This window comes from Faunimonas pinastri, assembly GCF_900110915.1.
Lineage (GTDB): Bacteria > Pseudomonadota > Alphaproteobacteria > Rhizobiales > Afifellaceae > Faunimonas > Faunimonas pinastri.
The window spans coordinates 1-12,220 of record NZ_FOFG01000020.1 but is presented as its reverse complement, the minus strand read 5'-3'; the positions used below and the strand labels follow the sequence as shown (position 1 = coordinate 12,220).

Here is a 12,220-nt window from a genome sequence, read left to right as displayed (position 1 = left end):
CTCTCCCGCTGCCCGTTTTCCGAAGATCCGGCCGCTCTCACACCCGACCATGGACGGAGCGGCTCTTTTCCATGCAAGTCTTCGCCGAATTCCGCTTTGAAGGACAGATCATGGCCGATCCGAATACCCAGTCGCTGCTTGCCCCGGACGAACCCGCGCCGGTCATGGTGGAGCATGAAAACGGCGCTTCGCATTTCTTCCTGACCTCCGACCATGCCGGGCGGCTCATGCCGCGAAGCGTCGGGGACCTCGGCGTGCCCGAAAGCGAACTCGGGCGCCACATCGCGTGGGATATCGGCATCTGGAACGTGTCGAAGCTGATGGCCGATGCCTTCGACAGCTTCCTCGTCGGCCAGCGTTATTCCCGCCTCGTGATCGACTGCAACCGCGACCCATCGGTCGCGAGTTCCATGCCGGAAATCAGCGAGGAGACGGTCATTCCCGGCAATGTCGGTCTCAACCCCGGGGACCGGCAGGCGCGCATCGACGCCCTGTTCAAGCCCTACCACAATCGCATCACCGGGGAGCTGGATGCCCGCAAGGGCGCCGACCGGGAGACGGTGCTGATCTCGATGCACAGCTTCACGCCGGTCTTCAAGGGCTTCCAGCGCCCCTGGCATGTCGGCATTCTTTATAACCGCGACGACCGGCTGGCGAAGATCGTCATGGACCTGCTGGAGCGCGAAACCGGTCTCGTCGTCGGCGACAACGAGCCTTACCAGGTCAGCGATCTCACGGACTACACGGTGCCGGTTCACGCCGAGCGGCGCGGTCTGCCGCATGTGGAGGTGGAAATCCGGCAGGATCTCATCACCGACGAGGCCGGGCAGCGCGAGTGGGCGGAGCGGTTCATCCGCATCCTGCCGCAGGCCTATGAGCGCTTTGCCACCGACCATCCGATCTGATCCCCGAGCGAGGCACCCGACATGACGCACCTGACGACCCGCGACGTTCCCGTCGAGATCCCGCACACGACGCTGCTCTTCATCGACGTGCAGAATTTCTGCGCCATCCGCGAGGGTGGCGAGTTTCGGGATCTCTCGCCGGCGGAGTTCGACGAAAAGCTCGGCTACTTCTTCGATGAAATGGAGAACCGCGTCGTTCCCAACATGCAGCGTCTGCAGGCGGGCTGCCGCAAGGCGGGTATCGAGGTCATGTACACGCTGATCCGCAACCTGACCCAGGACGGGCGCGATCGCAGCCTCGACTACAAGATCACCGGTTTCAACGTGCCGCCCGATTCATGGGACGGGCAGGTGATCGAGGCGATCCAGCCGCTGGACGACGAGATGGTGATCCCGAAAACCTCGTCCAACGTCTTCGTTTCCACCAATATCGACTACATCCTGCGCAACCTGCAGACCAAGTATCTGGTGGTCGCCGGGATCGTCACCGACCAGTGCGTGGAAGGCGCGGTGCGCGACGCGTGCGACCTAGGGTATCTCGTAACGCTCGTGACGGATGCCTGCGCGACCTACAGCCAGGAGCGTCATGACAATTCGCTCCGGGCCATCAAGGGCTATTGCCGCCAGCGGACGGTGGACGCGCTGCTGGCAGAGATCGGCGGCGGGCTGGAAAGCTGACAGCACGAGCCCGGCCTAAGCGGCCGGGCTGCGCCGCTCCGCGAGCAGAACGTGGTCGCAGGCCATGACGACCTCGCCGCGCTGGTTCATCACCCGGCAGGTTTCCACGATCCGGCCATGGTTGGGCCGCTTCGGGTCGTCCTCGACCGCCGAGACCGTCAGCACGGTGTGGATCGTGTCGCCGATGAAAACGGGTTTCGGGAAGCGCAGCCGCTCGTAGCCATAGGTGAAGGCGTGCGGATTGATCTCGCTCGCCGTCAGCCCGATGCCGATGGCGAAGGTCATCGTTCCATGGGCGATCCGTTGTCCGAACGGCTGCGTCTTCATGAACTCCGCATCCATGTGATGCGGGAAGAAATCGCCGGTGTGGCCGGCATGAACCACGAAATCCGTCTCGGTGATGGTGCGGCCGGTGGTGTGGCGTTCCTCGCCGGTCTCGTAGTCCTCGAAGAAGCGGGGGCGTTCCATGTTCAGTCTCCGTCGGATGCGAGGGCGAGGTCGCTGAAGCTCTCGCGATAGAGGCGATTGAGGTCGGCGATCACGGCCGCGCCGTCTTCGCGCGCCTTCAGCCCCGCGTTCAGCCGTTCGGAAGCCGCGTGCTGAAAGGGCATGTAGCCGTTGTGGCGCGGGCGGAGGTACGAGCCTTCCAGCGTTTCCCGGGTGGCGCGATAGAAGTTCGCGACCCGCTGGTTGACGGCCTCGTCCTCCCAGGCATCCGCATGGCCCGGCTGGCCGCCCGCGCCGGCATAGGGCCCGCGCTGCGCGTCGCCGCCGGCAACGAAATAGGCGAAATCGGTGGCCTCCTTCCGGTGCTCCGACCGGGCGGAAACCGCGATGCCCGTGCCGCCCAATGCACCGCCAACGGGACCGGACGATCCGACTGCCGGGATGTTGGCGAAGGCGACGCGCGCCGGGCGGAAGCCATCGAGGGAATAGCTGACATAGCCATAGATCAGCGGCGCGCAGGCGATAGGCGAGGCGGCCTCGCCCATGCGCTCCAGCACGGCGATCGGGTCCATCTCGAAACAGGAGGGATCGACCAGATCCGCGATCTCCCGCAGGAGATCGAAGACGCACTTGCCGTCCGCAGGCGCGATGAACTCGCGGCCGGCTTCACTGGCGCAGGGCGTGCCGGTGTTGGCGGCCAGCGTGAAGAAGCTCATCAGCGAATGGGGCGGGAGAAGCGGGATCAGCACCTTTCCCTCGCGGGAAAGCTGCAGCACCGCCTCCCAATCCGTCAGCGGGGAGGGAGTGAGATCCGGCCGCCATGCCTGCACCTGCGTCGCCGCGTCGATCGGGAAAGCCCACTGGTGCCCCTGCCAGAAATAACTGGGATAGGACGCGCCGACGCTGCCTTTCGCCATCGCCTCGCGCTCCGCTTCCCGGCCGGGCACGTCGAGTGGGGCGAGGCAGCCCTCTTCCGTGATCTGCCCGACATGGGGATGGTCGATGACGATAAGGTCATAGGCGCGGGCGAGCTCGTCCACGGGGAAGGACTCGAAATCCTGCAGCGAACGCTTGTCCCACCGGATGGCGACGCCGGTCTTCTCCCGCCAGCTCTCCGAGCAGGCGACCATCGGGTCATAGCCGCGCGGATGGCTCCAGGTCATGCCCTTCAGAATGATCGTCATGGCCGTCCCTCAGAGCCCGAATTCGCGGCGGATGGCGTCGCTCTGCTCGCCCACCAGGGGTGCTGCGCGCGAAACCGGCGGCCGCGCGCCGTCGACCCGGATGGGGCAGCGCGTGGTGAGGATGTGCACGTCGTCCTCCCGCTCCACCGTCTGCAGCATGTCGAGCGCCTTGAAGCCCTCGCTTTCCAGAAGCTCCGGCCATTGCAGCACCTTGGCGCACCAGATGTCGGCGGGCTCCAGCACGGAGAGCCAGTGGTCGGTCGTCTCGCGGGCGATGTGCTGGGCGAGGATCGCCTTGATTTCGTCGCGCGCTGTGAACCATGTCCTGGGATCGTCGCGATAGGGCGCGAGTTCCTCCACGCCCATGAGATCGGCGAGCTTGGCGATCGGCGTCATCGCGACGGCGAGGAAACCATCGCGCGTGGGATAGACGCCGTAGGGCGCCGAAAGATAGGCGTTGGCGTTGCGGAACGCGGCGCGGCGGGGCAGGCGGCGGCCGTCGTTCAGGTGCGTGGTCAGGAGTTCGAACTGGAAGTCGATCAGCGCTTCCAGCAGGCTCGTTTCCACATGGCTGCCCTTGCCGGTGACGCCCCGGCGAACCAGCGCGGCGAGAATGCCCTGCGCGATATTGGCGCCGGCGAGCATATCCGCGATGGAAAGGCCGAGCGGCACCGGGCCCTGTCCCTCGTCGCCGTTTAGCCACATCACGCCGGAGCGCGCCTGCGCAAGCAGGTCCTGCCCCGGCCGCTTCACCCACGGCCCTTCGTCGCCATAGCCGGTGATCGACGCATAGACGAGGCGGGGATTGATCTCGCGAACCGCGTCATAGCCGAGGCCGAGCCGCTGGATGACGCCCGGCCGAAAGTTCTGGATCAGCACGTCGGCCTTGCCGATCAGCGTCTTCAGCGCATCGAGGTCGGCTGGGTCCTTGAGGTCCAGCGCCAGGCTCTGCTTGTTGCGGTTGATCGCGTGGAAGAGCGTGGAATCGCCACCGATTTCCGTGTCGGAGAGATAGAGGCGGCGGGAGAGGTCGCCCCCGTCCGGCCGCTCGATCTTGATGACGCGCGCGCCCAGATCCATCAGCCGCAGCGACGCATAGGGGCCGGACAGGAACTGGCTGAGATCGACGATGACAAGGCCGGCGAGCGGCAGGCCGGTTTCTGCTGAGTCTGCTGACATGGAAGATCAGATCTCGCTGGGAATGCGGGAAGGAGCGGAATCGGGGCTGGTTGGAACCGGCATGGCGGGCAGGGCGCTGGAGCGGAAACATGCCTCGGCCAGCGCCATGGTGTGCCAGGCGTCCTCGACGGAGGTGACGAGCGCATCGTCCTCGCCGGCGGCGAAGCGCTGGAGGTTCGACATCGTGCCGATGAAGGCATCGGGGAACCAGCGGCCGGCCAGCGGCACCTGCCACCAGTGCTCGCCCTCCGGCCCGCGTTCGCCGCGCCGCGTCACCCAGACCTCGTCCGGCTCTCCCTCGGGATAGTTGAGGAGCAGGCCGAGCTTCACCATCGCGGCGCCCTCGGTACCCTCGAAGCGGAAGGAGGCGTCCTGGAATTTGCGGCCGAAATCGTGGTTGTGGTTGATCGACAGCGTGCAGCGCGCGTCGCCGCCGTAATCGATGATCGCCGAGGTCCGCGTTTGCGCCAGATCCGTCGAAGGGTGGCCGAGCGTGCGGGCATGAACGCCCGAGGGATTGCCCAGCATGGCGCGGATCGTGTCGAGATAATGAATGGAGTGAACCGCGATCTCGACGCGCGGCATGCCCTTGAGGAAGGGGAAGAGGTGCCAGGGCGTCACGAGGTTGAGGTGCACCTCCACGTCCACCAGCCGGCCGAGCCAGCCTCGCTGGAGCGCATCGGCGACGGCCAGCATCATCGGCGAGAAGCGGAGTTGGAAGTTCACGGCGGCTTTCAGGCGGCGCTCGCGGCAAAGCTTCAGGATCGCCGTCGCCTCGTCGAGGTCGCGGCCCATCGGCTTTTGCAAAAGGACGGCCGAGCCTTCCGGCAGGTGCGGCAGCACCTGGAGGTGAGCGGCGGGCGGCAGCGCGAGGTCGAAGACCGCGCCGGGCACCGCCAGCGCTTCGTCCAGCGAGGCGAAGCGGGTGAGGCGCCATTCCGAAGCGAGCTTTCCGGCGCGCCCGGCGTCTATGTCGTAGATCCCGGCGACGGGAAAGCCGGCCTTGCGATAGGCGGGCAGGTGGGCGTCACCGACGATGCCGCCCGCGCCCACGATGACGATCGGGCGCGGAGCGGAGGGGCGGGGCCACGCCTGTCGCAGCTCGTTCGGGTCGTCCACATGATCCTCCCGCGCCGAGTTGGATCAGCGCATATTCTTATTTGAAGGATATTTTCATTTGTGGGCGCTGAACGCAAGCCGCAATCGGGCGAGTTCAAGCCTCGCGATCAATCCACGTGGAAGACCTCTTCCATGGCCGCCCACCATTCGCCCTCCCGGCGCGTTTCCAGCGGCTTCTGGCAGGGCATGCAGACCGCCCACCATTCCTGCGTCTTCGGATCGGCCGCCATCCTTGCCATGTCGGCATCGTGGTCGGTGCCATGATATTCGTAGGTGCTGAAGAGCAGGTTCTCCGGCTCCTTCAGGTAGATCGTGTAATCGGCGATGTTGCAGGCCTTGATCATCGCCAGCACATCCGGCCAGACGGCCGCGTGCAGGCGCTTGTACTCGGCGATCTTTTCGGCGTTGACGCCGATCACGGCCCCGTATCTCTGCATCGCGTTTTCTCCCTTTGCCTTGTTCTTTATCGATCGGCCCGGAGCCGGTAGAGGCGTTCGGCATTGCGGCTGAAAAGCTGCTCCTGTTCCGCGCCGCTCGTCCCGGCGAGGAGGGCGCGCGTGGTCTCCACCCAGAGGCCGAGATCGGCGTTCAGCGTGCAGACCGGATAGTCGCTGCCCCAGACGACGCGGTCCCAACCGAAGCAGGCGATCGTGTGCTCCACCCAGGGGCGGAGATCGTCGAGGCTCCAGTCCGGGCGGGCATAGGCCGAGATGCCGGAGATCTTCACCGCCACGTTCGGCAGCTCCGACATGTGACGAAGGTCGTCCGCCCAGGTGTCGAAGTCGTCGCCCTCGATATCCGGCACGCCGCAATGGTCGAGGATGAACTGCACGTCCGGGCAGCGCGCCGCGAGATCGCGTCCCACCGGCAGCTGGCGGGCCAGCACGCAGAGATCGAAGGTGAGCTCGTGCGCCGCGATCCGGTTCAGGTTCTCCGCAAAGAGCGGCGTCTGCGAAAGCTCGTCCGGCGAGGTATGCAGGATGCGGCGGAGGCCTTTCACGCCGGGGATCGCGGCGAGACGCTCCAGTTCTGCGGCGAAATCCGCGTTTTCCGGGCGGCAGGAGGCGACAGCGCCGGCAATGCGGGGATCGAGGCCGGTAACGAAGCGCGTTTCCGCCTCGCGGTCCTCCTCGACGACGTCCACCTCGATATGGAGCGCCGCCGCGATGCCCGCCTTTTCCGCCTGCTCCCAGTAATCGGGGAATGAAAACGGCCGGTTCAGCGCAGGCACGTCGGTCAGCCACGGATAGGCGAAGCGGTCGGGATAGACGAGATGCAGATGCGTATCGATGATGCGCAAGATTTCCTCCCGGGGCCTCGCCCCTGATTGTCGTGCCGGGGGTTCCCCCCGATCGTTATGTCTTCGTGCCGCCGGACGCGGCGGAGATTTCGGTGGCGGCTGCCAGCAGGATGTTCAGCACCGCGTCGGCATCCAGAGCCTCGCTCGTATCGAGCCGATGCAGGAACGGGCAGGTCAGCACGGCGATGACGCCGCCGAGCGGTCCGAAGATCGGCACCGACAGGTTCTGCACCGCCGAGATCTGCTGGCTGTCGTGGATCTCGTAGCCGTCGCGGCGAACCCGCTCCAGGATATCGCCCAAGTCGTCCGGCGGCATCTCGTTGGGCATCGGATCATGCTCTTCCTGCATCAACCGCCGTTCGTCCGGCGTGGCGAAAGCGAGGAAGACGTGGCCGGAACCGGTATTGTTCAGCCCGATATGCGAGCCCGTGCGGATGGCGAGACTCCAATAGCCGGGCGGATCGACCTGGGCCACGACCACAAGGGCGCCGCGGTCGAAGACCACGAGATGCGCGGCCTGCTCCGCCTCCCGCGCGAAGCGGCGAAGCACCGGCAAGGCATGCGAGACGAGGCGGCGCATCGGCGCGTGGCGATGCGCCAGCACGAATATCTTCAGCGTCAGCTCGTAGCGGTCGGCCTGCGTGCGCACGACGTAGCTTCGCCGCACCAGCCGGTCGAGCATCCGGTAGATCTCGTTGGGCGTGCGCTCCAGCGCCTTGGCGATCTCCGCCTGCGACAGGCCTTCCTCGGTCTCCGCCAGGAGTTCGAGAATATCCAGCCCCTTGTCCAGCGCGGGGGCGCGGTAGCGCTCTCCCGCATCAACGTCCGTCATCTCTCAATCTCTCTTCTGGCGGGCGCAATGCCCCTCGACCGGAACAGTCAATGTGACCATTGACCGGCGAAGTTCAATTGTGCTTACCTGCGAATTGAAGTTTCAAATATGGAAAGAGCGCCGTCAAGCAAAGGCGCCGAAACTTCGTCAGGGAGGATACGCTAATGCGTCCGAGATTTAAGGCGTTGCTGCTCGCCTGCGCGGCTCTTGCCGGCGGCATGAGCCTGGCCCATGCCCAGGAAGGTTACGGCAAGTTCGACGGCTATACCCTCAAGGTCAAGCTGATCGGCGGCACGCAATACGAGAAGCTCTACACCCGCATTCCCGAATGGGAGAAGCTGACGGGCGCCAAGGTCGACATCGTCTCGTCCAAGAACCATTTCGATCTCGACCGCGAGATCAAGCAGGACATCGCGTCCGGTTCGATCTCCTGGTGCGTGGGCTCCAACCACACCAGCTTCGCGCCGCAATACGGCGACCTCTATGTCGACCTGAAGCCGCTGATCCCGGCCGAAACGCTCGCCGACTACGTGCCGGCGACGCTGAAGGCCTCCGAGGTGGACGGCCGTCTGGTGCAGCTGCCGCGCGTCACCGACGTCTCCAACCTCTATTACAACAAGGACGTCTACGAGAACCCGGACATCAAGGCCAAGTACAAGGCCAAGTTCGGCACGGATCTCGCGCCGCCCAAGACCTACGACGAGTACAAGCAGCAGGTCATTTTCCTCGCCAATCCGCCGAACCTCTACGGCACGGCCTTCCCCGGCAAGGACGAGGGCATGACCGGCCGGTTCATGGAACTGGTGCGCGCCAATGGCGGCGACATGTTCGACGACAAGTGGAACCCCACCTTCAACTCGCCGGCGGGCGTCGCCGCGCTGCAATGGTTCGTCGACATCTACAAGGCGGGCGCGGTGCCGGCCGGCACGGTGAACTATACCTGGGACGATATCGGCCAGGCCATGGCGGCCGGCACGCTGGCGATCGACCTCGACTGGCCGGGCTTCGCCGCGTTCTTCAACGATCAGGCCTCGTCCAAGATCGCCGGCAAGGTCGGCTTCGCCCTCGCGCCAGTGGGGTCCTCCGGCAAGCGCGGCGGCTGGTCGGGCTCGCACTCCTTCTCCGTCACGCAGGCCTGCGACAACAAGAAGGCCGCTGTCAGCTTCATCACCTTCATGACGAACTACGATTCGGAAATGATGGAGGCCCGCGCCGGCAACCTGCCGACCCGGACCAAGGTCTTCGCCGATGTGGAGAAGGAATTCCGCGACAAGGGCAACACCTACATGGCCGAGATGTTCGGCACGTGGGAAAAGTCGCTTGAGACCGCGCGCACGCCGCCGCTGATCCCGCAGTGGATCGAGGTCTCCAACGTGCTGTGGCCGCAGTTGCAGGCCGCCATCGTCGGCCAGAAGACGCCGAAGGAGGCGCTCGATAAGGCCGCGTCCGACGCTCACGACATCATGGAAGACGCCGGCCTCCTCAAGTAGGAGCGGCATCCGAGACGGGCTGCCCGGAAACCGGGCGGCCCCCTGGCCTGGCAGCACCCCTTTTCCGCGCCGGCCCCGACTTTCCCGATTGCCCATTTCAGTCCACGACCGATTACGGGATTTCCGATGCTTCGTTCGCCGCGGGCGATACCCTATCTCTTGCTGCTGCCATCGATCGTCGTGATCGCGGCGGTCGTGCTGGTTCCCGTGCTGGTCTCGCTCTGGTCCAGCTTCACGCCCTACAATCTCACCCGCCCGGCAACGCTCTTCACCTTCGTCGGCTGGCGGAACTATCAGCGGCTCTTCGCCAACGCCGATTTCTGGTGGGCCTTCGGCCGCACGCTGGTCTTCGTCACGGTCGCGCTGAACCTCGAGCTCGTCTTCGGGCTGGCGCTGGCGCTCCTCGTCAACCGCGTCACGACGGGCCGCAAGACGATCCGCACCATCATGATGTTCCCGATGATGTTCTCCCCGATCCTCGTCGGCTTCCAGTTCAAGTACGTCTTCAACGATTCCGTGGGCATCCTGAACAACGCGCTCTTCAGTCTCGGCTTGATCACCCGGCCCATTCCCTGGCTGGTCAACGGGGCGCTGGCCAATTTCTCCATCCTCGCGGCCGAGATCTGGATGTCGACGTCCATCTTCGCGATCCTCCTGCTTTCCGGCCTCTTGGCCTTGCCGCAGGACCCGATCGAGGCGGCCAAGGTCGACGGCTGCAACCCGGTGCAGGTCTTCCGGCACATCACCCTGCCGTTCCTGATGCCCTTCATCTACATCGCCATGACCATCCGCTCGCTGGATGTCGCGCGGGCCTACGACATGGTGCGCATCATGACGAATGGCGGACCGGCGGGACGCACCGAGCTCCTGTGGACGCTGATCGCGCGCGTCGGCTACCAGAACTCGCAGATGGGGATGGCCAACGCGATGGGATACGTTTCCATCCTCACCTCCATCGCCTTCACCTTCTATTTCTACCGCAAGCTTTCCCTGTCCCGCCGCTACATGGGAGGCGCGGAATGAGCGCCCGCATGATCGAGCAGCCCTGGCAGCGCTGGGCGATCCGCTTCGCCCTGTTCGTCGCGCTGGCCATCCTCTGCATTCCCGGCCTGTGGGTCGTGCTGACGGCGTTCCGGCCGAACGTGGAGATCATGGCGCGCCCGCCGGTCTGGATCCCGCAGCACCCGACGCTGGATAATTTTCGCCGTATCTTCGGCCTGCTTCCCGCCGAACAGCAGGGCCTGCCGGTGGCGGATTACTTCCGCAACTCGCTGGTCATCTCGGTGACCTCGACGATCATCGCGATCCTGGTCGGCATGATGGGCGGCTACGCCTTCGCCCGCTTCCGCTTTCGGGGCAAGAAGGCGATGTTCCTCGGCTTCATGCTGTCGCGCACCGTGCCCGGCATCGCGCTGTCGCTGCCGCTCTTCATCGTGTGGAGCCGCCTCGGCCTGATCGACACCAAGATCGGGATGATCGTGATCTATCTGGCGATCAACATCCCCTTCACGATATGGCTGACGGACGGCTTCTTCCGGCAGATCCCGGTGGACCTTTCCGACGCCGCGCAGATCGACGGCTGCACGCGCTGGCAGGCGTTCTGGAAGATCGAGTTTCCGCTGGCCCGATCCGGCCTGGCCTCGGCCGCGATCTTCGCCTTCCTCACCTCGTGGAACGAATACGCGCTGGCGGCGCAGATCACCCGGACGACCAACGCCAAGACCATGCCGGTGGGCCTGATGGACTTCACCGCGCAGTTCACCGTCGACTGGGCGGGGATGTCCGCCATGGCGGTGCTCATCATCATCCCCGCCTTGATCCTCACATTCATCGTGCAGAAGCACCTGATCGCCGGCCTCACCTTCGGCGGCGTCAAGGGATAGACATGGCCGAAGTTCATCTCAGCAAGGTCGTCAAGCGCTATGGCGCGCTGGAAATCGTCCACGGCATCGACCTCGATATCGCGCATAACGAGTTCGTCGTCCTCGTCGGCCCGTCCGGCTGCGGCAAGTCCACCACGCTGCGCATGATCGCCGGGCTGGAGGAAATCTCCGGCGGCACGATCAGCATCGGCGACCGGGTGGTGAATTCGCTGCCGCCGCGCGCCCGCAACATCTCCATGGTGTTCCAGAACTACGCGCTCTACCCGCACATGACGGTGCGGGAAAACCTCGGCTTCGGGCTGAAGATCGCCAGGCAGAGCCCGGCCGTGATCGAGCAGCGCGTCAACGAGGCCGCCGACATCCTCGGCCTTTCCCCGCTAATGGACCGGCTGCCGGCGAACCTTTCCGGCGGCCAGCGCCAGCGCGTCGCCATGGGCCGCGCTATCGTGCGCAACCCCGACGTCTTCCTCTTCGACGAGCCGCTTTCCAATCTCGACGCCAAGCTGCGGGGGCAGATGCGCGTGGAGATCAAGAAGCTGCACCAGCGGGTGAAGACCACCGTGGTCTACGTCACCCACGATCAGGTCGAGGCGATGACGCTGGCGGACCGCATCGTCATCATGCGCGACGGCCATATCGAGCAGGTCGGCACGCCGATCGATCTCTTCGAGCGCCCGGTCAACACCTTCGTCGCGGGCTTTATAGGCTCCCCGCCGATGAACCAGCTGGAAGCGATGATCGGCAGCCGGCCCGCCGGGCCGGTCGCGGTTCTGGCCGACGGAACAGAGCTGCCGCTGCCGCCGGAATTCGCCGGGCGAGTAACGGCGGACCAGGCGGTGATCGTCGGCTTCCGGCCGGAGAATCTGTATCCCGCCGGCCACGGCATTCCGGCCGCCGGCCAGACGCTGGACATGGATCGGACGGTCTCGCTGTCGGAGCCTCTCGGGACGGAGACGATGCTGTTCCTCGATTTCGGGGGCAGGGAAGTGCAGGCCAAGATGCTGAACCCGCGCCTCGTCGCGCCCGGCGAACGCATGCCTTTCAAGCTCGACCTCGGCCATCTTCATGTCTTCGACCGCGCCAGCGGCAAGAGCCTGCGCGCCTGAACGCGCCAATCATCCGAAGGAGAACACCATGGGCACTCTCAGCGGCAAGGTTGCGCTGATCACGGCGGCGGCGCAGGGGATCGGGCGTTCGACGGCC

Annotated in this window: 13 protein-coding genes; 6 read left to right on the top strand and 7 right to left on the bottom strand. The window is 65.3% G+C overall.

Going from position 1 to position 12,220, the window contains the following annotated elements; translation table 11 throughout:
• Positions 1-71: 71 nt before the first annotated feature.
• The gene (locus BMY25_RS18570; protein ID WP_238858422.1) at positions 72-905 is read left to right on the top strand and encodes an N-formylglutamate amidohydrolase; all 834 of its coding nucleotides are present in this window, start codon (positions 72-74) and stop codon (positions 903-905) included.
• 21 nt (positions 906-926) lie between these two features.
• Complete coding sequence (locus BMY25_RS18565; RefSeq protein WP_092499459.1) at positions 927-1,583, top strand: cysteine hydrolase family protein; 657 nt, start codon at positions 927-929, stop codon at positions 1,581-1,583.
• 15 nt (positions 1,584-1,598) lie between these two features.
• Here the strand turns inward: BMY25_RS18565 and BMY25_RS18560 are convergent, their stop codons facing one another.
• The 7 genes from BMY25_RS18560 to BMY25_RS18530 form a co-directional block, all read right to left on the bottom strand.
• Positions 1,599-2,051 carry a MaoC family dehydratase gene (locus tag BMY25_RS18560; RefSeq protein WP_092499457.1) on the bottom strand — a complete coding sequence of 151 codons (453 nt, stop codon included), beginning with the start codon at positions 2,049-2,051 and terminating at the stop codon, positions 1,599-1,601.
• A 2-nt stretch (positions 2,052-2,053) separates the two neighbouring features.
• Positions 2,054-3,214 carry an extracellular solute-binding protein gene (locus BMY25_RS18555; protein WP_092499455.1) on the bottom strand — a complete coding sequence of 387 codons (1,161 nt, stop codon included), beginning with the start codon at positions 3,212-3,214 and terminating at the stop codon, positions 2,054-2,056.
• Between the two features lie 9 nt (positions 3,215-3,223).
• Entirely contained in the window at positions 3,224-4,393 is a 1,170-nt protein-coding gene (locus tag BMY25_RS18550) for a CaiB/BaiF CoA transferase family protein (protein WP_092499453.1), read from the bottom strand.
• A 6-nt stretch (positions 4,394-4,399) separates the two neighbouring features.
• Positions 4,400-5,512, bottom strand: a complete 1,113-nt coding sequence (locus tag BMY25_RS18545) for a Gfo/Idh/MocA family protein (protein WP_092499451.1) — start codon at positions 5,510-5,512, stop codon at positions 4,400-4,402.
• Between the two features lie 107 nt (positions 5,513-5,619).
• Positions 5,620-5,949 (bottom strand): L-rhamnose mutarotase, encoded by a 330-nt coding sequence (locus BMY25_RS18540; protein ID WP_092499449.1) that lies wholly within the window; start codon positions 5,947-5,949, stop codon positions 5,620-5,622.
• 26 nt (positions 5,950-5,975) lie between these two features.
• Positions 5,976-6,812, bottom strand: a complete 837-nt coding sequence (locus BMY25_RS18535; protein ID WP_092499447.1) for an amidohydrolase family protein — start codon at positions 6,810-6,812, stop codon at positions 5,976-5,978.
• Positions 6,813-6,867: 55 nt separating this feature from the next.
• Entirely contained in the window at positions 6,868-7,644 is a 777-nt protein-coding gene (locus BMY25_RS18530; RefSeq protein WP_092499445.1) for an IclR family transcriptional regulator, read from the bottom strand.
• 164 nt (positions 7,645-7,808) lie between these two features.
• Here BMY25_RS18530 and BMY25_RS18525 point away from each other — a divergent pair, with 164 nt between their 5' ends.
• The 4 genes from BMY25_RS18525 to BMY25_RS18510 all read left to right on the top strand — a co-directional run bounded on the left by BMY25_RS18525 (position 7,809) and on the right by BMY25_RS18510 (position 12,123).
• Positions 7,809-9,134, top strand: a complete 1,326-nt coding sequence (locus BMY25_RS18525) for an extracellular solute-binding protein (protein ID WP_092499443.1) — start codon at positions 7,809-7,811, stop codon at positions 9,132-9,134.
• A 126-nt stretch (positions 9,135-9,260) separates the two neighbouring features.
• Positions 9,261-10,157: a carbohydrate ABC transporter permease gene (locus tag BMY25_RS18520; RefSeq protein ID WP_092499441.1), complete on the top strand. Its 897-nt coding sequence runs from the start codon at positions 9,261-9,263 to the stop codon at positions 10,155-10,157.
• Positions 10,154-11,017 carry a carbohydrate ABC transporter permease gene (locus BMY25_RS18515; protein WP_092499439.1) on the top strand — a complete coding sequence of 288 codons (864 nt, stop codon included), beginning with the start codon at positions 10,154-10,156 and terminating at the stop codon, positions 11,015-11,017. Before BMY25_RS18520 ends, BMY25_RS18515 begins: the two co-directional genes overlap by 4 nt.
• 2 nt (positions 11,018-11,019) lie before the next feature.
• On the top strand, positions 11,020-12,123 hold the full coding sequence (locus tag BMY25_RS18510) for an ABC transporter ATP-binding protein (RefSeq protein ID WP_092499437.1): 1,104 nt from the start codon (positions 11,020-11,022) through the stop codon (positions 12,121-12,123).
• Positions 12,124-12,220 lie beyond the last annotated feature (97 nt).